Origin of the sequence: Mangrovicella endophytica (genome assembly GCF_002893625.1) — a bacterium.
In the GTDB taxonomy this organism is placed as follows: domain Bacteria; phylum Pseudomonadota; class Alphaproteobacteria; order Rhizobiales; family Rhizobiaceae; genus Mangrovicella; species Mangrovicella endophytica.
Genome location: NZ_PKMZ01000007.1, coordinates 1 through 22915 on the forward strand (window position 1 = coordinate 1; position 22915 = coordinate 22915).

Below are 22915 nucleotides of genomic sequence, written 5' to 3' on the forward strand. Positions count from 1 at the left end.
TCCACCCCGATGGAGAGAACCAGCTTCATCATGTGATCCACACTGACAAAGGGAACAATGTTCAGGCGCTCGGTCATGGGTCGGGTCTCCATTGATGGGTCAGGCGGCCGAGGCTGCGGGCTGGCTCGCCCGGGCGGCGAGATGGATGCCGGCGAGCATGCAGCGCACCGATCCGCCGGCGAGCTCGATCGTCGGGATGGCAATGGGCAGGATCGGCGTGATCGCGCCGATCACCCGCCGCTGCTCTTCGGTCAGCGAAGCCAAAGCGCGCGACGAGATTGCAAGAAGCCGGCCGCCGTGGCCCTGAAGCTCGAGAGCGTTGCCGGCAAATTCGGCGATCTGTGCGTGGCTGAGCGGCACGACGACGCGGCCGGTCTCCTCCAGGCGCGTGCGGACCTCTGCCCGGCGCAGCGGATCGACGATCGTATCGAGACCCACCAGTGCGAGGTCGGTGCCGACGCACATGATGACGTTGGTGTGGTAGATCTCGCGCCCCTGTGCATCTGCGGCTTCGAAGAGCATGGGCTCGAAGTTGAAGTGGGTGCAGAAGCGCTCCAGCGCCACTTCGTTGGTCCGGTTCGATCGGGCGGCGTAGGCGATGCGACCGATATGGTCGAGCACCATCGCGCCCGTGCCTTCGAGGAAGACGTTGTCGCGCTCGAGGCCGGAATAATCGATGACGTCCTGAACGCGATAGCGCGCCTTCAGCATCTCGATGACATCGATCCGCCGCTCGCGGCGCCGACTTACATTGAACATCGGGTAGATCGCGACGTGCCCGCCGGCATGGGTCGAGAACCAGTTGTTGGGAAAGACGGAATCGGGGGTGGCGCTGCCCTCGTCCTCGAACAGATGCACGGTGACTCCGGCCTCGCGCAGACGCCCCGCCATCCGCGTGACCTCGTCGAAGGCATCCTCGGCGATTTCCCCGCGGGTGCGCAGGCCGTCGGCCGTCTGGAAGACATTGTCGGCGGCAGTCTCGGGATTGGGTGTGAAATGATGAGGACGGATCATCACCACACTGGAGGGGGCCTGGACTGCAAAGCCGCGCATGGATGCGTACTCGTGGATTCAAACTCGAAGAGGTCAGGATAGGCGTGCAGACTGTTGATCGAAATTCTGCTTCTGAGCGGAAATGTGCGATGAAGCTTGCACTATGAGCGATTGTTTCAGGCAGAATGCATGCACCAGTTCGATGAGCTCGACCGTCGGATCATCGAGGTCCTGAGGAGCGACGGGCGGGCGCCCGTTTCCAAGCTCGCGGAGATCCTCGGCATCACCCGCGGCACCGTGCAGGCGCGCCTCGACCGGCTTCTGGAGAGCGGGGCGCTCCTGGGCTTCACCGTGCGGGTGCGGCAGGATCACGAGGCGGATGCGATCCGCGCCGTGATGATGATCGAGGTCGCCGGCAAGTCCACGACGGCGATCATCAAGCGGCTGCGGGGTATGCCGGAGCTCCACTCGCTGCACACGACGAACGGCGCATGGGACCTCGTCGCGGAGCTGCGTGCGTCATCGCTGCACGATTTTGACCGCGTGCTCCGCGAAGTGCGCCAGATCGACGGCATCCTGAACAGCGAGACCAGCATCCTGCTCAGTTCGGTCTGAGGACATGAAAAAGGCCTCTCGCGAGCACGCCGCGGGAGGCCTTGAAGATGCGCGGGCTGGCGGACGTCAGGCTTTCTGACGCGCGAGCACGCCGAGGGCCGTCGTGATGATCCGCGCAAATGTCAGGGCGCCGACACCATCGATATCGCGCTCCGGCATGAACTCGACGAAGTCCATCGCCGCGATGCGGCCGCGCTTGGCGGCGCCCTGGACGAGGTCGACCATCTGCCAATAGGTAAGGCCGCCGGGCGAGCGGGCGATGACGCCCGGCACAAGGGCGGGATCGATCGCGTCCGCATCGATGCAGACGATGATGTTGCTGCCCTCGGGGATCAGATCGAGCGCCGCTTCGACGCCGCTGCGGTGCAGCTCCCGGGCCGGAACGAAATCGACGCCCCAGGCCTTGGCATCCTCGTAGTCGCTGGTCGCCGCCGAACCGATGCCGCGGGCGCCGACCTGGATGATCCGCTCGATATGGTTCATCTCCGAGGCGCGGCGCATGGTGGAGGACAGCCCCATGGGCTCGTCCATATGCGTTTGGCGCCAGTCGATATGAGCGTCGATCTGGAGAATGGTGAAGGTTTCCCCGGGCGTTGCATCGCCGAGCGCCTGGATCATCGGGATGGGAATGGAATCGTCGCCGCCGAGCACCACGGGAACGGCGCCACGCCCGATGATGGTCCTGATGGCGTTCCGGATGATCTCGCGGTTGCCCGCGCCGTCGGTCTCGTCGAAAGGCAGGTTGCCGCAGTCGACGGCGCGCAGCTTCGCATCCGGGAAGACGGCAGCGCCGCTATCGAAATCATGCCGCTCGATATTGGCGGTCAACGGTGCCGTTGCCTGTCGCAGGGCGTCCGGCGCATTGCGGCAGTAGGCCCCGACGGACCGATAGGGCGTGGCACATGGCGCGCCGATGATGGCGATGGGCGCCTCGATCGAGGCAAGATCGCTGCAGGATTCAAGGCCGAGGAAGGTGGACGTATCGGTTGCGCCGAACAGTGCACCGAGGTCGACCTTCGTGTTGCTTTGCGACACGTCTTCATTCTCCGTCTTGCTATACGCCCGACCGAACGGAGCCGGCCGAGGCGGGTTATATGCGTCGATCGCTCAGGCCTGAGCGGAGCGGCGAGCGAGGAGCGTTTCCAGCATTGCCCACTCCTCGTCGCGGACGAGCACGCCGTTTTCCCGGTAGTCCTGCTCCCGGGCCGCGGCGCCGCCGCCATGCAGCCGAACGCGCTCGAACCCCTCGGCTGCCGGCGACGCCGTCAGGGTGCGGATCATCCGGTCGGCCGCCGCGGCGAAGACGTCGGGCGCCTGAAAATGCTCGACCGAGATCGCGATGCAGGTCTGCGAGTAGAAGGCGGCGCGATCGCGCGAGCTGTCGCTGATTTCCTCCGACTGCCAGTCCCGCTCGCCACTGAGAAGCGCCGACAGGAGCTCGACCAGGAGAACCATACCGAAGCCCTTCGGTCCCGCCGGCAGAAGTGCCCCGGCCATGCGCGACTCCCGGTCCATGGCGTCGAGGATCACGCGCAACGGCTCGTCGGTGTAGCGGCCTTCGGCGTCGACCACCTGGATCCCGTCGAGCTTGCGCCCGTCGCGCGCGGCGAGGACCACGCCGCCCATCGAATTGGCACTGGTCGCCATGTCGATGACGATCGGCTCCTCCGCCCCGGCCGGCACCGCGAGCGCGAGCGGGTTGGTGCAGAACTGCGCCTGGCGCCCGCCCCAGGGCGCGACGAGGATCGGCCCCGTGCTCATGGCGATGCCGATCATCCCGGCATCGAGAGCCTGCAGCGCGTAGTTCGCCACCATGCCGCAATCGCTCGACCGCTTGGCCGTGACGAGGCCGATGCCGGTCTCCCGCGCCTTGCCGATGGCCATGTCCATGGCACGTGCCGCGACAACATGGCCGGCTTCGGAGTGACCGTCGAGCAAGGCAGTGGCGGCCGAGTTCCGCACCGTCTCGATCGTCCGTCCGAAGTGCATCACGCCGGCTTCGAACAACTCGTCGAGATAGGGGGCAAGGCCGATGCCCTGGGTGTGATGCCCCCGCAGATCGGCCCGCAGCAAGCCATGGGCGTAGAGTTCGGTTTCCTCGGCATCGGCGCCGCGAGAGCGGGCAAGCGCCTCATAGGCGGCACGGAGATCGGCGACAGGAACGCGCATCGGCAGCTCATCGGGTCGGTTTGCTTGGAGAGAGTCAGGTGGATGGAGCGCTACCCGAGCCGCGCCTGCAGGTATCCGGCCCAGCGTGCCTGTGCGAGCTGGAAGAGCAGGACCAGCGTCAGGGTCATGACCAGATAGATCGCCGCTGCGGTCACGTAGGGCTCGAACATGATGTAGTAGTTGAGCGTGATGTTGCGGGCGACGCCGGTGACTTCCAGCAGCGTCACGGTGCTGGCGAGCGAGGTCGCATGCAGCATCATCACCGTCTCGTTGCCGTAGAGGGCCAGCGAGCGGGTGAGCATGGCCGGCATCAGGATTCGCCGGGCCCGCGTGAAGGGCGACATGCCATAGGCACGCGCCGCCTCGACCTCGCCGGGCGGCAGGTGCCGGAGCGCGCCGGCGAAGATCTCGGTCGTGTAGGCCGTGGTGTTCAGGACGAAGGTCGCGATCACGCAGACAAGCGGGCTCGACAGGCAGGGCCAGAGGATGCTCTCGCGGATCGCGCTGAACTGCGCTAGGCCGTAATAGATCAGGAACAGCTGCACGAGCAGCGGGGTGCCGCGAAAGACCACCGTATAGGCACCGATCGCATGGCGCAGGACGGCATTGTGCGAGTTGCGTCCGAGCGCCAGCGGCATCGACAGCAGGAACGCGATGGCGAGCGACGCGACCGTCAGGAAGAGGGTGAGCTTGGCCCCTTCGGCATAAAGACCGAGATTGTCGGCGATGACGTCCCAGCTCATCGTGCGAGCTCCTTCACCCCGACCTCGTAGCGCCGGGCGACAAGCGAGAGCGCGAAGAGGGAGATCGCGGTGATCGCGAGATAGAAGCCGCCGGCCAGGAGATAGAAGGTGAAGGGCTGTGCCGTCGCCTCCGCCGCACCCTTGGCCCGGAACATCACGTCCGGCAGGCCCAGCAGCGAGACGAGCGCGGTCGCCTTGGCCAGGACGAGCCAGTTGTTGGTGAAGCCGGGCAGCGCCAGACGCGCCATCTGCGGCAGGAGGATGCGCCAGAAGATGCGAAAGCGGGTGAGCCCGTATGCCTGGGCCGCCTCGAGCTGGCCCTTCGGGATGTTCATCAGCGCGCCGCGGAAGGTTTCCGTCATGTAGGCGCCAAAGATCAGGCCGAGTGTCGCCGCTCCGGCGACGAAGGGGCTGAACTCGATATAGACGTTCCAGCCGAGATCCTGTGCCTTCTGGTTCAGGATCGCCGGCAGCGAGTAGAAGACGAGCAGCATCATCACGAGATCAGGGATGCCCCGTACCAGCGAGGTGTATGTTCCCGCGATGATGCGCAGCGTCCGGCTGTGCGACAGCTTGGCAAGCGCCGCCGCAATGCCGATCAGGACGGCCAGGAGAAGCGAGACGAGCGCCAGCGACAGGGTGATCCACCCTGCCGCCAGGATCGAAGCGACGTAGCCGCCCAGCATCGATCAGTTCTTGCCGAAATACTTGGCGTCGATCGCCGCCAGCTCGCCGTTGTCGCGGATCTTGGCGAGGCCGTCATTGATCTTCTCGAGCAGTTCGGCGCTGCGCCGGTTCAGCGCGATGGCGACGCCCTCGCCGAATTCAGGCGCGTCCTTGCCGGTATATTGCGGGCCGACCAGCTCGAAATCCTTGGCGCCGTCGCCCTTCAAGAAGCTGTGGGTGATCTGTGCCTCGTAGCTCATATGCAGGTCGGCACGGCCAGCGGTCAGCTCCAGATAGGGTGCGCTGCCGCCATCGTAGCGCTTGATCGTCGCCTCGGGGAAGGTCTTGGTGACGAAGGCGTCCATCGGCGTGCCGGTCTGGACGGCGATGACCTTGCCGGCGAGTCCGCCCGGCTTGATGTCGAGATTGGCGCCCTTCTTGCCCACGAAGCGGAAGGTCGGATGGGAGTAGATGTCGCTGAAGGCCATGACCTTGCGGCGTGCTTCGGTGACGGTCAGCTGCGAGATCAGGGCATCGTACTTGCCCGCGGTCAGGCCCGGGATCATGCCATCCCAGGCGGCGGCGATGATGTTGCAGTCGAGCTCGGCTGCCTTGCAGATCGCTTCCATCAGCTCGATGTCGTAGCCGACGAGTTTGCCGTTGGCATCGACGGATTCGAAGGGCGGGAAGGTCGCATCGGTCGCGATCGTCACCTGCTCGGCAAAGGCCGGAGCGAGCGGCGAGACGGCGAGGAGGCCGCCGAGGATGAGGGCACGCACTATCGTCATCGAAGATCTCTCGGAGTTTGAGATGAGGGTTGAAGGCAGTCCATCCGGCGCCGGGCCCTGACGCCGAAATTCGGGTGGTGGTGGTGGTGCGGCGGCCGAACGGCTGCGCGAGAGTGCGTCAGACCTGCAGCCGTCCGGCCAGGAACTGGCGCAGGCGTTCGCTTTCCGGCTTGCCGAAGATGTCGTCGGGCGCGCCTTCCTCCTCGACGCGGCCGCCATGCAGAAACATCACCTTGGAGGACAGGTGGCGAGCAAAGCCCATCTCGTGCGTGACCACGACCATGGTACGGCCCTCTTCGGCGAGCGCCTGCATGACGCGCAGCACCTCGCCGACGAGCTCCGGGTCGAGCGCCGAGGTCGGCTCGTCGAACAGCATCACGTCCGGGTCCATCGCCAGCGCACGGGCGATCGCCACCCGCTGCTGCTGCCCGCCGGAGAGCTGCGAGGGATAGCGCGTGAAGGTTTCGGGCTTCAGTCCGACCTTCTCCAGATAGGTCTTGGCTCGATCCAGCGCCTCCTTGCGCGAGACCTTCAGGACGCTGACAGGCGCCTCCACGACATTGTCGAGGACGCTCATATGCGACCACAGGCAGAAGTTCTGGAACACCATCGCGAGCTTGGCGCGGATGCGCTGCAGCTGCGCCGGGCTCCTGGCCTTCAACGTCCCGTCGCGGGCGTCGGGCGTCAGCTCCAGCGCCTCGCCATTGACGATGATCGATCCCGCGTTCGGGCGCTCCAGCATGTTGATGCAGCGCAGGAAGGTGCTCTTGCCCGAGCCGCTGGAGCCGATGATGCTGATGACGTCTCCTGCTGCGGCTTCCAGTCCGATGCCATTCAGGACCTTGGCTTTTCCGAAGCTCTTGTGGATGTCGCTGACGCGCAACTTCTGCATGGGGGACCGATCGCGGGAGCCTGGATTAGGCAGGAGGAGGGACGATCATCCAGAACGTCACGCAGGGCTCGCTCTGGGATGGGTTACGCCAGGTATGGGGTGTCTTCGGGTCGAAGCTCAGCGTATCGCCCGACGTCATGTGATAGGCCTCGCCACCGACGGACATATCGAGTTCGCCGCTGATGATATGGACGACGTCCAGATCGGCCCGGAGCGAGTAGGCTTCGGGGCCGGACCCACCACCGGGAGCGATCACGGAATGCAGTGCCATGACGTGCTCATTGCCGACGCTGCTGACGATGCGCTCGCGCATGCCGATGCCACCGAGGTTGATCGGGGCGCCTTCGCCTGCCTTGACGAAGTTCGTCGTCGGAGGCTCGAAGATCGATCCGGGCTTCACGCCGATGGCGTCGCAGATCCGCAGCAGCGACGCGATCGAGGCTTGGACGAGATCCCGTTCGAACCGGCTCAGGAAGGATTTACTAACGCCGGCTTTCGCGGCGGCCGCGTCGATCGATATGTTCTTCTGGATACGAAGGGCGCGCAACCGGGCTCCGACATTGAAGCCGTTCAGCGACGCTGACGCCTCGTCGCCTGCGGAGGCATTCGCATGCTCGCGTGGTTCCGGCGTCCGCTTCATCTGACCTCTGAGTGTTTCCTACAGGGCAACCTCTCAGTAAAGTTTGGCCTTGGCAAGCTTGGATTTGCATGTGTCACCGGCTTTCTGGATGTTGCATATTATGCAACCATGGTGACCGCTTTTTCGGCACTGGCACCGCGGCACCGCGGCACCGCGGCACCGGGCACTGGCACCGCCGCGCCGGGCAATGCGAAGCACCGCAGGTGGCTGTGACGCCGAGCCGCGGCTTCATCGCCATGCTCGACGGGAACGGCCGGAGATGACCGGCCGCACGTCACACGCAGTGAGGGTCATGGTCGCCCGCCACGGCAGGCCTGCTGCCATCGAAACACAGGCGGCGGATTGCGTAGCCGGCACCGATCCCGGGCGGTCGAGCGACGCTTCCTTAATGAGGGTGCGTTATGCCTCTGCGCGGAGGTATCGATGCGCATCGTCACGAAGACCAATCTCGCCCTTGCCGGCGTCGTCGCCGTCGCGGCGCTGTTGAACTTCGGCGTTCTCGAAACCACGATCATGCCGCGCTTCCTCGACATCGAGTCGCAGGCGGCCAAGCGCAACCAGAGCCGGGTGATCGAAGCCATCCAGGTCCAGAAGGATCAGGTGGCAGCCTCCGCGCGCGACTACGCCTTCTGGGACGACAGCTACCTGTTCATGCAAGGGCAGCTGCCCGACTATGAGGAGAAGAACGTCAGCGCCGAGTCCCTGAAGGCGCTCAACGTCAACTTCTTTCTGGCGATCGATGCGTCGGGCGCGATCAGGCTGGACAAGGGTTTCGATTATTCAGGCGAGGAACCAAGGGTCGTCCAGCTGCTTCCGGGCGCGGAGCTGCGGGACGATCATCCGCTTCGTCGCATCCCCGCCGTGCCGGACTCCCAGAGCGGATTGGTGCGCACCGAGCTGGGCCTGATCGCCGTCGGCTATGCGCCTGTGCTGACGACGGAGCGGGAGGGGCCGGTCAAGGGCACTCTCGCCTTCGGCAAGCTCCTCGATGTCGAGGCGCTCCGCCAATCCACGCGGGTCGATTTCGAGCTTCTCCCGATCGATGCCGGTGCCAAGGCTGCGGACGGCGTGATCGAGACGAGCGATGCGATCCGCACACGGACAGTGATCGATGGGATCGACGGCAAGCCGCTTGCCGTTGTCGTATCGAAGACCGACCGGTTGATCTCGCTGGCCGGACGCCAGGCGATCTGGGTCGCGATGTCGCTCCTCGCAGTCGGTGGCGCGCTCCTCATCGTCACGCTGGCGGTGCTGCTGCGGCGCATCGTCATTGCGCGCGTGGAGCGCATGCGCTCGCACCTGATGACCGTGGCGGATACCGGCAGTCTCGACCCGCTTCCAGCCGATGGTCACGGCGACGAGCTGAGCGACACCGTCGAGACGTTCAACCGGATGGCGGCGCAGCTCGCCGAGCTGCGCGAGACATTGCGCCGGCGCGACTACAATCACGGGGCCGCCGATCACGCCGCCGGTACGCTCCACAATATCCGCAACGCAGTCAGCCCGATCAGTGCGATCGCCTGGGACCTGCTGCAAAGCGAGGACGCGGCCTGGAAGCAGAATCTGACGAAGGCGATGGAGCAGCTGGCGGACCCTGACCTGGAACCGGCGCGGGCACAGAAGTTGAACCAGTTCGTCGTCCTGTCTGCGGCACGGCTCGTCGAGGAGGGGGCGCAGCGCAAGGCGGCACTGGAGGATCTCGGTGCGATGGTCCGCCATGTCGACCGGATCCTGAAGGACGATGACGCGGTCTCGCAAAGCGAGCGCATGTTCGAGACCATCGATCTGAGATCCTGCGTCGCGACGGCTGCTGTCATGATCCGGGGACGAACCGGGGTCGAACTCGCTTCCGACCTGCCGGAGGATGCGCGTGTCACCGGCCACAGGATCCCGCTGGAGCAGGTGCTCGCCAATCTGCTCGTGAACGCCGCCGAAGCGATCGACGCCAAGGGCGGAGACGGCAGCATCAAGGTCAGCATTCGTCAGGTGCAGCACGCTGGCGGGCCCGCGCTCGATGTTCAGGTCCGCGACACCGGCGACGGCATTCCGGCCGAGCGGCTGGGGCAGATCTTCGAGAAGGGCTTCTCGACACGCCGCGAGCGATCGAGCGGACTTGGCCTGCACTGGTGTGCGAATGCGGTGAACGCCATGAAGGGTCGGCTCTATGCGGAAAGCGAAGGTGCCGACCGCGGTGCGACACTGCATCTCGTCCTGCCCGCGCCCGCCGCGAGTGCCCTGAAGGAGGCGGCATGACATCGTCCGACAAGGCACGGCGGGTTCTCGTCGCCGATGACGAAGCACAGGTGCTCGATGCATATCGGCGGGTCCTCGAGGGATTGACGGGATCTGGCGACAGCGAGGCCACCGAGCTGGACGCGTTGTCAGCCGAGCTGTTCGGAGAGGAGCCGACCGCGGTTGCGGCTGATGCGCTGCTCAGCGACGTCGTCTATTGCCGGCAGGGCGAACAGGCGGTCCGCGCGGTCGCCGAAGCCTGCACGAGCGGTCGTCCCTTCGCCATCGTGTTTCTCGACATGCGCATGCCGCCAGGCATGGACGGGCTGGAAACGGCACGGCGTATCCGCGCCATCGATGCGGACGTGAACATCGTCATCGTGACCGGCTATTCGGATCACAAGCCTTCGGAAATCGCTGCGGCGGTCGGGGGAGCCGAAAAGCTCTTCTACCTCTTGAAGCCCTTCGACGGCGGCGAGCTCCAGCAGCTGACATCGGCGCTTGCCAGCCGCTGGACGGCCGATATCGGGATCGCGGAGGAGCTCGCCAGCCGTGTCGCCGAACTGGAGGCGATGAACGCGAAGCTGAAGGCAAGCGAGGCGCAGGCACAAGCGGCTGCGCAGACGGACGCGCTGACGGGTCTGTCGAACCGGACCGGTCTCAGCCTGCGCTTCAAGACCGAAGCCGAGCGCGCCGCCTCGAGCGGCAGCCAGCTTGCCGTCCTTTATCTCGATCTCGACCGCTTCAAGGATGTGAACGATTCGCTCGGCCACGAAATGGGCGACGAGTTGATCCGCGAGTTCGCGCGCCGCATCCGCGCCGCCACCGGCACGCAGGGTTACGCCGCGCGGCTCGGCGGCGACGAATTCGCCGTCATCTCCACCAGCCCAGGCGAGGCCGCCGAGCTTGGACGCCGCCTTCTCGAGGCCTGCTCGGCGCCTTACAGGCTCGGCGATCACGCGATCCAGACCGGGGTTTCCATCGGGGTCGCCTATTCCGATCCCGGCCGGCCTGATCTCGTCGAGGCGATGCGGCGTGCCGACATCGCGCTCTACGCGGGAAAGGCGGCCGGACGCGGCGTCCTGATCGAGTTCGATCCGTCCATGGAGCGGGATTTCCTCGGTGCCCAGCGCATGGCGCATGATCTGGCTAAGGCCATCGCCGAGGATGCGCTGGCGCTGCACTATCAGCCACTTGTGGGTGCCGAGGGGCTACCGCTCAGCGGCGTGGAGGCCCTGCTTCGCTGGACGGTCCCGGGACGCGGCGTCATTCCGCCGATGACGGTCGTCGAGGTGGCCGAAAAGAGCGACCTCATTCACAGGCTGGGCGACTGGGTTCTGCGCCGCGCCTTCACCGATTCAAGGCGTTGGCCCGATCTGATCACGGCCGTAAACCTCTCTCCGGTCCAGTTCGGAGCTCCGAATTTCGTCGCTCGGCTGGTTGCGCTTGCAGCGGAGACCGGCGCGGATCCCCGCATGATCGAGCTGGAGGTCACCGAAACGGTGCTGATCGGCGACATGGCCGAGGCCGCACGAAAGTTCCGGCAGCTGAAGGAGGCCGGCTTTCGCATCGTGCTCGACGACTTCGGCAGCGGCTATGCCGGCCTCGGCTATCTCAGCCAGATCCCCTTCGACAAGCTGAAGATCGACCGCTCCTTCGTGGAGAACCTGCGCGCCAAGCCCGGTGCGGAAGGCGTCATCCGCTCGATCATCATCCTGGCGCAGTCGCTCGGGCTGACGACCACAGCGGAAGGCGTCGAGGACACCGAACAGCACCTGTTCCTGAAGCAGGCCGGGTGCTCGCATATGCAGGGCTTCCTGTTTGGCCGCCCCATGCTCGCCGATGATCTCGTGCGTCTACGCCATTGCGGCCAGCCAATGAAGGCAAGCGCCTGAGAGGCTGCGTCTCGGCGGACCGGCACAAGGCGGGGCCTCTGGGCTCCGGACGGCTTCACGCGCCCCGGAGCGGACCCTCCACTTGCCATCGGTTCACGCGGCACGCCTCGCTCAGGTGCTTTGCCGCTCCACCAGCTCAAAGCCGAGCTCGACCACCCGCTGCTCTCTTGCGCGGCCCTGCAGGCGTTCCACGATGAGGTCAGCCGCCATCTGACCGATCGCCTTGCGGGGAAAGCGGATGGTGGTGAGGGGCGGCGACATGCGCTCGGCAAGACCAACGTCGTCGAAGCCGGCGACGGCAAGCCGCTCAGGGACGGCGATGCCCTGCCGGTTGGCCTCCAGGAGAACGCCGATCGCCAGAATGTCGGAGGCAGCGAAGATGCAGTCGATGTCGGGGCGCCGGGCGAGGAGCTGAACCAGCGCCTTGGCACCGGCATCGTAGTCGAACGGCGCGCGTTGGATGAGCTCGCGCTCATAAGGGATGCCGCCCTCGCTCAAGGCGGCGCGATAGCCTGCCTCGCGCTGGACGGTCCGGTCATTGCCCCGCTTGAGACCGCCGATATAGCCGATCCTGCGATAGCCTCGCTGCAGCAGGAAGCGTGTCATGGCGTGCGAGGCGTCGAAGTTCGAGATGCCGACGGAAGCATCGATGGGCGAGGAACACGTGTTCCAGATCTCCACCACTGGCAGGCCGGACGACTTCAGGAGGGCCGCAGCCGCCGGCGTATGGGTATAGCCCGTCACAACGATGGCTTCGGGCTGGCGGGCGATGAAGGTACGGATCAGCGCCTCCTCCTGGTCCAGACCGTAGTTGGACTGCCCGATCACCAGGTGAAAGCCGGCCCGCTGCAGCACCTCGGACATGGCCTCGATCGTATCGGCGAAGATCGAGTGGGAGATCGTCGGCACGATGGCCGCAACCATGTGCGAGCGATTCGAGCGCAGCGTCCCTGCGGCGGTGTTGGGAATGTAGTTCAGCTTGCGCACCGCATCGGTGATCCGGGCACGGATCTTCTCCGACACCTGTTCGGGGCTTCGCAGGGCACGGGACACGGTCATGGTGCCGACACCCGCCTCGCGGGCGACGTCGGCCATGGTTGCCCGCGTCCTGGTCTGCGCCGCAGCGCCAGGCGGTGTCGGCTGTTCCTGTTGATCGCGTTCCAAGCCGTCGTACCCCATCCGCGCGATGACCGGCGCTTCTACACGAGCTGATTGTATGCCGGCAGGGCGCCTGCGACAGCCCTTGGCGAAATCATCTCACGACAGGCTTTACAATGGTATCGATATCGCGTCTGATATCGATACCAACGGCGGTCAAGAGAGCAGAAACTCCATTCGCCCAAGGGAGGATCAGTCAATGGCGCAAGCTGTACGGGCCGGAAGGCGCGGCCGGGCCGGCATGCCGCAGGTGGTCTCGCGAGGCGGTCTCCTGTCGTTTCTGGTGGTGCTCGGCCTGTGGGCTCTCGCCACGGGGCCGCTCGACCTCGTCGGCCCCGCACGCTTTCCAAGCCCCGCCGACTTCTGGCAGTCTGGCGTCCAGATCGTCACTCGCGGCTATGCCGGCGGAACGCTGCTGACGCAGGTCTGGCATAGCCTGCGTTTGGTGCTGTTCGGCTTCGTGGTTGCTTCTGCGACGGGCGTCGGGCTGGGGCTCCTGATGGGCCTCAGCCCCCGCGCCGAAAAGCTGATCAACCCGACCTTTCTTCTGCTGCGTCCGATCCCGCCGCTCGCCTGGATTCCGCTGGCGATCCTCTGGTTCGGGCTTGGCGATGCCGCCAAGATCTTCGTCATCTGGTATGCCGCCTTCGTTCCCTCGGTGATCAACACGCTGACCGGCGTGCGCGGAGTCGACCGCACGATCCTGTCGGCTGCGGAAGTGCATGGCGCATCCCGCAGCCAGCTGGTTCGGGACGTCGTCATTCCTGCCGCCCTTCCGATGATCTTCACGGGCCTGCGCCTGTCGCTGCAGGCCTGTTGGACGACATTGGTGGCGGCCGAGCTGGTGGGAGCCTTCTTTGGCATCGGGCGCGTGCTGATGACGGCGTCGCAGGACGTCAATCCCGGGATGATCCTCTTCGCCATGGTCTGTGTCGCCATCTTGGGCGCCGGAACGACCTGGCTCCTCGGGACGCTCGAACGCAGGGCTATGCCATGGAGGCAGGCATGACGACGCTGTCGAATGCCGCGAACGCGACTGCCCCGAAGGCGGCACGCCGCATGCGCCGCCGGTTGCCCGGCATCGGCGAGAGCCTCGTCCTCTCGCTGGCAGGCTTTGCCATCCTGTTCGGCGGCTGGTGGCTGCTGGCGCGATCAGGGCTGGTGCCGGAGCAGGTGCTGCCGGGACCGGATGCGGTGCTGGCGGAGATCCTGCACCTGATGCGCACACCCTTCGCCGGCAGCACCCTCCAGATGCACCTTCTCTCCAGCATCGGCCGCTACCTCATGGGTCTGGCGCTGGCCGTTGCCGTCGGGCTGCCGCTCGGCCTCCTGATGGGTTGGTCGCGGCGCGTGGAGCGGGCCATCAGCCCGGTGTTCGAAGCCCTTCGCTTTATTGCGCCGATCGCCTGGCTCCCCTTTGCCACGCTCTGGTTCGGGACGGGTATCGGCGGGCCCATCCTGATCATCTTCTCCGGCGCCTTTCCACCCTGCGTGATCAACGCCTATTACGGCGCCAAGCTGATCCCGACGCCGATCCTGGAGGCCTCCCGCACACTCGGCGCGAGCTCGCTGCGGATGCTGACGGATGTCCTTGCGCCCGGCGCTCTGCCCTCGATCATTGCCGGTGTCCGCATCGCCGCGGGAATCGGCTGGCAGTCGCTCGTGGGGGCCGAGCTCATCGTCGTCTCGTCCGGCGTCGGCTACCTCATGATGCAGGGCCAGACCAACCTCTCGACCGCGGTCGTCATGGCCGGCATGGCGGCCATCGGCGTCACCGGCTTTGCCATCGATGTCTTGCTGCGCCTCATCGAGTCTCGAATCCAGAAAGGGGCACTCGCATGATCTCGCCGTCCACAGCGACTTCGGGGCCCGACATCGCCTTTCGCAAGGTGTCTAAGGTCTACGGCAATGCCGAAGGCGGTTTCGTGGCGCTCGACAAGGTCGATCTCACCGTCTCCAGGCACGAGTTCGTCGCGATCGTCGGCCCGTCGGGCTGCGGCAAGACCACGCTGATGCGCATGGCGGCCGGCCTCGATTTCCCGACCTCCGGCGACGTTCTCGTGCGCGACCGGCAGGTCGAGGGACCGGGGCCTGATCGCGCGGTGGTCTTTCAGCAATTCGCGCTGATGCCGTGGAAGACGGTGCGCGACAATATCGGCTTCGGGCTGAAATGCCGGGGCGCCGCCCCGTCCGAGATCAAGCAGGTCACGGATCGCTATATCACGATGATGCGCCTGCAGGGGCACGAGAGCGCCTTCCCTCACCAGCTATCGGGCGGCATGCAGCAGCGCGTTGCGATCGCCCGCTCCTATGCGGTGGATCCGGACGTGCTTCTGATGGACGAGCCGTTCGGTGCCCTCGATGCCCAGACTCGCCTCGTCATGCAGGAAGAGCTGGTCCAGCTCAGCCGCGTCAATCCGCGCACGGTCGTCTTCATCACGCACAGCGTCGAGGAGGCCGTGTTCCTGGCGGACCGGATCGTGGTGATGGGGCGCAATCCCGGGCGCATCGTCGAGATCATCGACGTGAAGAGCCTGCGGCTGTCCGAACGCTGGGACGAGCTGCCGATCGAGGAGGTGATGGACCTCGAATCCTTCACCCACATGCGCACGCGGGTCTGGAAGCTTCTGAAGGACACCAAGCGGAGCACCGCCGCCTGAGCGGCAACGACATCGCCGCGCGCGGGCGGGAGGCTCCGCGTGGTGTCGCATAACGAGAAACGGGAGGAGAATGACATGAACAGCATCGCCAGAATGCCGCTTGTCGCCATGGCGGCCATGATGTCGCTACCGTCGTCCTGGGCCATGGCTCAGGATGGGGCGGTCCCCATCAAGATCAGCTATCAGCCGGCGCTCTACGGCGTCTCGATCGAGATCGCGACCGACAAGGGCTGGTGGAAGGAGATCGGTCTCGAGCCAAGCTTCACCATCTTCCCGTCCGGTGCTCCGCAGATCGCCGCTGCTGCGGCGGGCGACTGGGACGTCGGCACGCTCGGCGCACCGCCGGCCGTTCTCGGCGCATCGCGTATCGATCTGAAGACGATCGGGCTCGCGACGGAAGAGGGCGAAGCCAACGTTCTGCTCGCCCCTAAAGACAAGGTCGCCGAGCTGAAGGCCAGCCCCGAGAGCATCAAGGGTCAGTCGATCCTGATCCCGACCAACTCGACCGCGGAATTCGCCGCCTGGAACTGCCTGCGCACCTATGGCCTGGCGATCGACGACGTGCAGTGGGTGAACTTGGCGCCGCCGCAGCTGGTTGCGGCCTTCGCCAACGGTACCGGCGGACTGGCAGGCATCTTCACGCCTTACGCCTATACGCTGAATGCCAAATCCGGCGCCGTGAAGCTCTGCAGCGCCAAGGATGCCGGTCTCACGCTTGTCTCCGCCATTGTGGCGCGCCCGCAGTACATAGAGGAGCACAAGGATGCGGTCGCCAAGTTCATGGCAACCTATCTGCGTGCCGTGACCTGGCAGCGTCAGAACCCGGACGAGGCAGTCGGTTATCTCAAGGCCTTCTACGAGCGCAACGGCGTGCAACTGGACGAGACCTATCTGCGCCAGGAACTGACCACCGACCGCAAGCAGTACACGCTGGAGGAGCAGCTGAAGACCTTCGCGCGTGACGGCAAGCCTTCGGAGATCGACCAGGCCTTCGACACGTTCGAGGACTACCTGATCACCAAGGGAACGCTGCAGAGCAAGATCGATCCGGGCAGCTTCGTGACGGACGATGTGCTGAAGCAGATCGCCGCCGATCCCAAGCTGAAGGCCTGGGCCGAGCTGAAATAAGCCGGCCGTCGCTGATCCCGCCGCTTAAAACGGGCGTTCCCATCATGACAACCACATGCGACCTGCCGCGGCTGGCCTTCATCGGCCTCGGCACCATGGGTGCGCCCATGGCCCGTCACCTGCATCGGGCGGGCTATCCGCTCGCCGTCTATGATAAGGCGGAGGCTCTCACGGAACCGTTCCGCACGATGGATGGCTGCCGGGTCGGCAACTCCGCGGCCGATGCCGCGGAGAGTGCTGAGGTCCTGATCACCATGCTTCCGACGTCGCGGCATGTGGCGTCGGTGCTGTTCGACGACGGAGCGGTAGAGCGTCTCCCCGCGGGATCGCTGGTCATCGACATGAGCACCAGCGATCCGGACGAACAGGACGAGGTCGCCAGGCGTTTGCGCCAGCAGGGCGTGCGCTTCGTGGATGCGCCGGTCTGCCGGGGGCGGGCGGAAGCGGAGGCCGGGCGCCTTCTCGGCCTCGTCGGCGGCGACGCCGCGGATGTGGAGGCGGCGCGTGCGATCCTGGCGCCAATGTGCGAGCACGTCATTGCCACTGGAGCGGCGGGCTCTGCCATCCGGCTGAAGCTCGTCAACAACTACCTGTCGATGGTTCACATGGTGCTCGCCGCCGAGGGGCTGACCTTTGCGGCCAAGCTCGGCATCGCGCGCGAAACGGCGCTCGACCTGTTCTCCCGCACGCCGGCCGGCAAGGGCCAGCTCCTCACCAATTTCCCGCGCAAGGTCCTGTCCGGAGATGTCAGCCCGGACTTTCCTCTGCGGATGGGTCTGAAGGACCTGTCGCTTGCGATGAAGCTCGGTGCGGCGGTCGGAACGCCGCTGATGCTGGGGGGAGCGGCGCGGGAGTTCTACGCCCTTGCTGAGCCCTGGGGCCGTGGCGGCGAGGACTGCACCGCGATGCTGCTCCTGATCGAAGATCTCGCCCGGGTCCCGGCGCAAGCCGGCTCCGCAGCCGCGCCGCTCTGAACGGCCCGCGACCGCCGCGACACTCACGCCACTAGGATGATTGCTGCCATGCAGAACTCGGATGCGTCTCACAGACAGCCGGCACCCCGCGTCACGGACGCAGCCGAACTGCGGTCCGTCGCCCGCGAGCTTCGGCGCCAGGTGATCCGGCTGGTCCGTCCGACCGGACAAGGTTATGTCCAGCAGGGACTTGGTGCGGCCGACCTGTTTGCCGCGCTCTACTTTGGGGAGATGCGGCTCGATCCGAGCGACCCGTCCTGGGCCGACCGCGACCGCTTCCTTCTCTCCACGGCGCATAATACCGCCATCTTCCATGCCACGCTTGCCGCCCGCGGCTGCATCGCGTCCGATACGCTCTTCTCCTATTGCAAGGACGGATCGCCGCTGGAAATCAACGCCTCCGAGCGGCTGGGGCCGGTGATCGAGGCGACCTGCGGCTCGCTCGGGCAGGGGCTGTCCGTCGGCGTCGGCATGGCCCTGGCGGCACGGCGCACCGGACGCGACTTCCGCTCCTATGTCGTCCTCGGCGATGGTGAGATGCAGGAAGGCCAGGTCTGGGAAGCCGCCATGGCGGCCGGCAGCTACGGCCTCGGCAATCTCTGCCTGATCATCGACTTCAACGAGATGCAGGTCGAGGGGCATATCGATCAGGTCCTAAAGATGAACCCGGTCGCCGAGAAGTGGGAAAGCTTCGGCTTCCGCTGCGAGACTATCGACGGTCACGACTTCGATCAGATTTTCGCCGCGCTGAAGCGCTCCCGCGAGGCCGTGGACCGTCCCAGTTGCATCATCGCCAAGACGGTTCCGGGCAAGGGCGCTCCGAGCCTTGAAGGCATCTTCGGGCACAACATCAAGCTGCCTGGCGAGACCGCCGAGCGTGCCCTGCAGGAACTCGACGCGGGAGAATTCGCATGAGCTCGACCACTGCGGTCATGTCCGACGACCTGATGGTCAACGACTTCATCACCCGTGGTGCCGCTGGGCCTGTGCCGCGCCTCTATGGCGACGCACTGGTGGTCGCCGCACGGGCGGACGAGCGCATCATGTGCCTGTGTGCAGACCTAGCGGGCGCGACCGAAACGGACGCGTTCCGCGATGCGCTGCCGGACCGCTTCGTCCATACCGGCATCGCCGAGGCGAACATGATCGGCATGGCCGGCGGCATGGCTCGCTGCGGCCTTGTTCCGTTCGTCCACTCCTTCAGCGTCTTCGCCACGCGCCGCTGCTACGACCAGATCGCGATGCAGGTCGCTTATCCCCGGCTGCCGGTGAAGATCGTCGGCTTCCTGCCTGGCCTGACGACGCTGCTCGGTGTCTCGCACCAGGCCATCGATGACATCGCCCTGATGCGGGCGCTGCCGAATATGACGGTGATCGAGCCCGAGGGACCGCGCCAGATGAGAGCTGCGGTGGAGGCGGCTCTCGCGGTGGATGGCCCGGTCTATCTCAGGATGAAGCGGCCGGATGCCGGCTACCATGACGATGGCGAAGGCTCGCCGTTGCTGCCGGGACAGGCCGAGATTCTGCGCGAGGGAACAGACGGCACCATCGTCGCCTGCGGTCTGATGGTGGAAGCGGCGCTGGAAGCCGCCACCATCCTCGAGCGCGAAGGCGCCTCCGTCGGCGTTCTCAACATGGCGACGATCAAGCCGCTCGATCGCGGCACGCTCCTGCATATGGCCCGCCGGGCTCCGGTCATCGTGACGGCGGAAAACCACTCGATCGTCGGGGGGCTCGGCTCGGCAGTCGCAGAAACCCTGCTGGAAGCCGGCGTTTCCGTCGGTTTTGCCCGCGTCGGACTGGCTGATACCTTCGCGGAAGGCGGGTCGACGCCGTATCTCCTGAAGAAGTTCGGGATGACGGCGGACGATATCGCGGCAAAGTTCCGGGCGGCGGCTGGGCGGTCGTCGTAAGCGTCAGAAACGCTCAAAGGTGCGGCCTAGATGCGCAGCTTGGACGATCAGGCGATGGACCTCATCGGCCGTCTCAACGCACGCGCATGCCGTTGAGGAGGAGGTCCACCAGATGAGCGACCCGCGGCACCGGTGCGCTGTCCTTTTCGACCGCAATGGCGATCGCGCTCACGACACAGATCATGTCGTCGAAGCTGGCGTCCTGACGGATGATACCCGCCTCCTGAGAGAGCCGAAGCAGTCGCTGCCCTTCCGCGGTGATCGCGTTACATCCAGGCGTTCCGTGTTGGATAACCGTCCCCAGTGAGGCAGCAAGGCTCTGGTAGACGCTCGTATTGACCGCGAGCTCCTCCAGAAACCCACGTAGCGCGTCTGCGGGATCAGCATACGCGTCTCGCGCGCGGCTCGTCTCAGCGACCGAGACGAACCGCTCGTTGCTCGTGGCCGCCAAGAGCGCCTCCCGCGACGGGAAGCGGCGATAGAGTGTACCGATCCCAACCTTCGCTCGCTTGGCCACCTCCTCCAGCGAGACGCCTGCCCCTCGCTCCAGGAACAATTCCTCCGCCGCGACCAGAATGCGTTGGCGGTTCCGTTCCGCATCGGCACGTAGGCCAGCCTCAACCACGCTTTTCCGTCCTCGTCTTGCCAAGTGGAGAATGCCTCCATATCGTAAGTGGAGCAATCCTCCACTTGCTTGAAAGGCTGATGGGATGACGAAGCGGTTCGAACACAAGGTTGTGGTGATTACCGGCGGCAGCGACGGTATCGGGCTGGCGTCAGCGCAGCTCTTCGCGGAAGAGGGCGCCCGCGTGTACATCACCGCGCGACGCCAGGCCTTGCTCGATCAGGCTGTCGCTGAAATCGGTCACGGCGCGGTCGGCGTACAAGGCGATGTCACGAATCTCGCCGACCTCACGAGGCTCTTCGAGCGCATCGAGCGTGACCACGGCAGGGTCGATGTCGTGTTCGCCAATGCCGGCATGCACGAGGCCGTCCCGCTCGAAGCCATCGATGAAACCCACTTCGATGCGATGTTCGGCCTCAACGTGAAAGGTCTGCTTTTCACCGTGCAGAAGGCACTGCCGCTGATGACGCAGGGGGGCGTGATCGTCCTCAATGGCTCGATTGCCGGGTCCAAGGCGTATCCCGGCCAGTCGCTCTACAATGCCAGCAAGGCCGCGGTTCGCTCCTTCGCACGGAGCTGGACCAACGATCTGAAAGAGCGGGGCATCCGCGTGAACGTTGTCTCGCCAGGTGGCACAGAAACACGACTGATCCGGAGCTTCTTCGACGCCAACCCGGGAGCCGAAGACGAAGTCATCAAGGGGGTACCGCTCGGGCGCCTGGGGCGCCTCGAAGATGTCGCGCGTGCCGTGCTTTTCCTGGCCTCGGACGAAAGCAGCTTCGTCGCGGGCCATGAGCTCTTCGTGGATGGCGGGGTCGCTGCGGTCTGATCCCTGAGCAGCAATGGTCGACGCGGTGGGCGCAGTGGATGACTGAAGCCGCGCATCGCCGGATCGCGCGCAGAGGCTGTGCAGAGGCGCCGCCCTCCCATAGACGGCGCCTCTGCGCGATCCCCTGCTGTCAGCCGCGCTCGTCCTGGAAATGATAGAGGTGGTAGAGGCTCCACTGGCCGAGCCGCCGGAACGGCGTCAGCAGGCCTTTGTGGGGCAGCTCGCCGCGGAAGATCGGAAGATCGGGAACATCCCCGGCGCGGCCGGCCACCAGCTGCGCCAGGCGGCGGCCCGCCTGGGCGGAGTACATGACGCCGTTGCCGCCATAGCCGAGCGCGTAGAAGGCGTTGGCCACGTCCGGAACCGGCACGATGCGCGGCATCATGTCATGGCTGACATCGACCCAACCCCACCAGGAATAATCGAGTGGAACGTTCCGCAGCACAGGGAATTTGCGGGCCAGGCCCTCGCGGAGCGCCGCGAGATGGCGTGGGTTGGCAGCGTCGCGACCGGTGATCGCCGCCCGCGAGCCGATCTGCACCCGGTTGTCCGGCAGCAGCCGATAGTAGTGCCGCAGCGTGCGGGTGTCGGTCAGCGGCGATTGGGTCTTGAAGCCGCAGGCGGCCAGTTCGGACTCTGTGAGTGGACGCGTGACGATGCTGTTGGAGAGGATCGGCAGCAGCCGGTCGCGAAGGCGCCCGTGCAGGCTGCGCTGCCCGTAGCCCGCCGTCGCCACGGCGACGGCCCGCGCTCGTACCGTCCCGCCGGGTGTGCGCAGGTGATGGACGCCGTTGCGGGTGGTCCATCCCTCGACCGGGCTGGCCGGGTGCACCTTGGCGCCGAGCTGGCGGGCCGCGCGCAGGTAGCCGAAGGCAAGCTTTGCCGCGTGGATGGAGGTGCCGTCCGGCTCCCACATCGCGCCATGCGCCTCCTCATCCCGTACTGCGCCTTCGTGCAGCTCGGACCGCGACAGCATGCGTGCGCCGTAGCCGAAGGTCTGGCGGAGCAGCTCCGCCTCCTTCTGCAGCGCCGGCATCGCCGAAGCCTTATGGGCGACATAGTAGTGGCCGCCGTCCTGTGGCTCGCAATCGATCGCGTAGTCCTGGATCAGGGTCCGGAAATGGTCGAAGGCGTCGACCATCTCCGCGTGCAGACCCTTCGCCGTCGCGAGATCCCACCGCGCGATCCATTGCGAGCGCTTCAGCCGTCCGGCCGAAATCTGCGCCTGGCCGCCATTGCGGGTCGAGCAGCCATAGGCAACGCCATTCGCCTCGAGAACATGCGCCTTGATGCCGAAGTCGCGGGCAAGGTGCAGCGCGCAGGACAGGCCCGTATAACCCGAGCCGATCACGGCGACGTCGACGTCGATATCGCCGGTTACCGGGCCATCGTCCGCTGGCGGCGCTCCGGCCGTGCCGATCCAGTAGGTCGGCGCGTAGTCGCTCCCCCGGCCGGGCGAGCGTGCCGTCACCGGATCGTAGTGAGGGTCATAGGCCGTCCGGGAGCGGCCTGCTGTTGCAGCTGACATGTTCATGGCCTTTCCCGGCGGTGCTCACTTGGCGTTCAGCACCGGCCGCTGCTTGCGCAGGGCCTGCTTGACGACGATCTGCGAGCCGCGAAACGTGAAGATGTCGGCGCCCTGCGCCTCGATGCGGCGTCCCTCCGCATCGGTGCCGCGGAAGGTCCATTCGGACACGCCGCGATCGCCGGCGACGAAGTGGGAGCTGTCGGCCCATTCCGCGTCGGGCATCGCAGCCCAGACTCCCGAAAATGCGGCTGCGATAGCGTCGGCGCCCTCGATGCGGGTGCCGTGAACCTCCGGGCCGGCGACGGTGTAGAACACGCAATCGGCGGCGATGTGCTTCATGATGCCGTCGATGTCGTGGCGGTTGAATGCTGCGAAGAGGTCGGCGAGATCGGCTGCGGTAATGGTGGCTGACATGCTGTCTCCTGTCGGGTGTCCGTGAGCTCGAGGCGAGCGCAGGCATGCGCCGC

At 65.8% G+C, this 22915-nt stretch carries 23 protein-coding genes; 11 read left to right on the forward strand and 12 right to left on the reverse strand.

All coding sequences use genetic code 11. The features are described 5' to 3' along the window. Positions 1-99 precede the first annotated feature (99 nt). Positions 100-1053 (reverse strand): citrulline utilization hydrolase CtlX, encoded by a 954-nt coding sequence (ctlX, locus tag C0R46_RS14835; protein WP_102960443.1) that lies wholly within the window; start codon positions 1051-1053, stop codon positions 100-102. A 129-nt stretch (positions 1054-1182) separates the two neighbouring features. On the opposite strand from ctlX, the gene C0R46_RS14840 reads away from it, so the two are divergent. Next, entirely contained in the window at positions 1183-1608 is a 426-nt protein-coding gene (locus C0R46_RS14840; protein ID WP_102960444.1) for an Lrp/AsnC family transcriptional regulator, read from the forward strand. 66 nt (positions 1609-1674) lie between these two features. Here the strand turns inward: C0R46_RS14840 and C0R46_RS14845 are convergent, their stop codons facing one another. From C0R46_RS14845 to C0R46_RS14875, 7 genes are all read right to left on the reverse strand, one after another. Beyond that, complete coding sequence (locus C0R46_RS14845; RefSeq protein ID WP_102960445.1) at positions 1675-2643, reverse strand: arginase family protein; 969 nt, start codon at positions 2641-2643, stop codon at positions 1675-1677. Positions 2644-2715: 72 nt separating this feature from the next. Then, positions 2716-3777 carry an Ldh family oxidoreductase gene (locus tag C0R46_RS14850; protein WP_102960446.1) on the reverse strand — a complete coding sequence of 354 codons (1062 nt, stop codon included), beginning with the start codon at positions 3775-3777 and terminating at the stop codon, positions 2716-2718. 50 nt (positions 3778-3827) lie between these two features. Then, the gene (locus C0R46_RS14855) at positions 3828-4520 is read right to left on the reverse strand and encodes an ABC transporter permease (RefSeq protein WP_102960447.1); all 693 of its coding nucleotides are present in this window, start codon (positions 4518-4520) and stop codon (positions 3828-3830) included. Next, positions 4517-5206: an ABC transporter permease gene (locus C0R46_RS14860; RefSeq protein ID WP_102960448.1), complete on the reverse strand. Its 690-nt coding sequence runs from the start codon at positions 5204-5206 to the stop codon at positions 4517-4519. Before C0R46_RS14860 ends, C0R46_RS14855 begins: the two co-directional genes overlap by 4 nt. Before the next feature lie 3 nt (positions 5207-5209). Continuing rightward, entirely contained in the window at positions 5210-5974 is a 765-nt protein-coding gene (locus C0R46_RS14865; RefSeq protein WP_102960449.1) for a transporter substrate-binding domain-containing protein, read from the reverse strand. 118 nt (positions 5975-6092) lie between these two features. Beyond that, on the reverse strand, positions 6093-6866 hold the full coding sequence (locus tag C0R46_RS14870) for an ABC transporter ATP-binding protein (RefSeq protein ID WP_102960450.1): 774 nt from the start codon (positions 6864-6866) through the stop codon (positions 6093-6095). A gap of 25 nt (positions 6867-6891) precedes the next feature. Beyond that, complete coding sequence (locus C0R46_RS14875; protein WP_102960451.1) at positions 6892-7506, reverse strand: helix-turn-helix domain-containing protein; 615 nt, start codon at positions 7504-7506, stop codon at positions 6892-6894. A gap of 423 nt (positions 7507-7929) precedes the next feature. On the opposite strand from C0R46_RS14875, the gene C0R46_RS14880 reads away from it, so the two are divergent. Then, entirely contained in the window at positions 7930-9759 is a 1830-nt protein-coding gene (locus C0R46_RS14880) for a sensor histidine kinase (protein ID WP_102960452.1), read from the forward strand. Then, positions 9756-11633, forward strand: a complete 1878-nt coding sequence (locus tag C0R46_RS14885) for a putative bifunctional diguanylate cyclase/phosphodiesterase (protein WP_102960453.1) — start codon at positions 9756-9758, stop codon at positions 11631-11633. The genes C0R46_RS14880 and C0R46_RS14885 overlap by 4 nt, the downstream gene beginning before the upstream one ends. A 111-nt stretch (positions 11634-11744) precedes the next feature. On the opposite strand, the gene C0R46_RS14890 is transcribed toward C0R46_RS14885, so the two are convergent. Next, a complete protein-coding gene (locus tag C0R46_RS14890) occupies positions 11745-12728 on the reverse strand; it encodes a LacI family DNA-binding transcriptional regulator (protein ID WP_198598349.1) in 984 nt (327 codons plus the stop codon). 262 nt (positions 12729-12990) lie between these two features. On the opposite strand from C0R46_RS14890, the gene C0R46_RS14895 reads away from it, so the two are divergent. From C0R46_RS14895 to C0R46_RS14925, 7 genes are all read left to right on the forward strand, one after another. Then, complete coding sequence (locus C0R46_RS14895) at positions 12991-13800, forward strand: ABC transporter permease (RefSeq protein WP_245413600.1); 810 nt, start codon at positions 12991-12993, stop codon at positions 13798-13800. Then, positions 13797-14633 carry an ABC transporter permease gene (locus C0R46_RS14900; protein ID WP_245413601.1) on the forward strand — a complete coding sequence of 279 codons (837 nt, stop codon included), beginning with the start codon at positions 13797-13799 and terminating at the stop codon, positions 14631-14633. The genes C0R46_RS14895 and C0R46_RS14900 overlap by 4 nt, the downstream gene beginning before the upstream one ends. Further along, on the forward strand, positions 14630-15451 hold the full coding sequence (locus C0R46_RS14905) for an ABC transporter ATP-binding protein (protein ID WP_102960456.1): 822 nt from the start codon (positions 14630-14632) through the stop codon (positions 15449-15451). The genes C0R46_RS14900 and C0R46_RS14905 overlap by 4 nt, the downstream gene beginning before the upstream one ends. Positions 15452-15526: 75 nt before the next feature. Next, complete coding sequence (locus C0R46_RS14910) at positions 15527-16579, forward strand: ABC transporter substrate-binding protein (RefSeq protein WP_102960457.1); 1053 nt, start codon at positions 15527-15529, stop codon at positions 16577-16579. 44 nt (positions 16580-16623) lie between these two features. Then, positions 16624-17553: an NAD(P)-dependent oxidoreductase gene (locus C0R46_RS14915; RefSeq protein ID WP_102960458.1), complete on the forward strand. Its 930-nt coding sequence runs from the start codon at positions 16624-16626 to the stop codon at positions 17551-17553. Positions 17554-17601: 48 nt separating this feature from the next. Beyond that, positions 17602-18468, forward strand: coding sequence for a transketolase (locus C0R46_RS14920; protein ID WP_157944654.1), 867 nt, complete (start codon positions 17602-17604; stop codon positions 18466-18468). After that, on the forward strand, positions 18465-19466 hold the full coding sequence (locus tag C0R46_RS14925) for a transketolase family protein (protein ID WP_102960460.1): 1002 nt from the start codon (positions 18465-18467) through the stop codon (positions 19464-19466). The genes C0R46_RS14920 and C0R46_RS14925 overlap by 4 nt, the downstream gene beginning before the upstream one ends. A gap of 73 nt (positions 19467-19539) precedes the next feature. On the opposite strand, the gene C0R46_RS14930 is transcribed toward C0R46_RS14925, so the two are convergent. Next, on the reverse strand, positions 19540-20091 hold the full coding sequence (locus C0R46_RS14930; protein ID WP_102960461.1) for a TetR/AcrR family transcriptional regulator: 552 nt from the start codon (positions 20089-20091) through the stop codon (positions 19540-19542). Between the two features lie 85 nt (positions 20092-20176). Here C0R46_RS14930 and C0R46_RS14935 point away from each other — a divergent pair, with 85 nt between their 5' ends. Continuing rightward, the gene (locus C0R46_RS14935; RefSeq protein WP_102960462.1) at positions 20177-20920 is read left to right on the forward strand and encodes an SDR family NAD(P)-dependent oxidoreductase; all 744 of its coding nucleotides are present in this window, start codon (positions 20177-20179) and stop codon (positions 20918-20920) included. A gap of 130 nt (positions 20921-21050) precedes the next feature. Here C0R46_RS14935 and C0R46_RS14940 read toward each other — a convergent pair whose 3' ends face one another. Together C0R46_RS14940 and C0R46_RS14945 are read right to left on the reverse strand one after the other, a co-directional pair. Beyond that, the gene (locus C0R46_RS14940) at positions 21051-22454 is read right to left on the reverse strand and encodes an NAD(P)/FAD-dependent oxidoreductase (protein ID WP_198598351.1); all 1404 of its coding nucleotides are present in this window, start codon (positions 22452-22454) and stop codon (positions 21051-21053) included. 18 nt (positions 22455-22472) lie between these two features. Further along, a complete protein-coding gene (locus C0R46_RS14945; protein ID WP_198598365.1) occupies positions 22473-22850 on the reverse strand; it encodes a nuclear transport factor 2 family protein in 378 nt (125 codons plus the stop codon). Positions 22851-22915 lie beyond the last annotated feature (65 nt).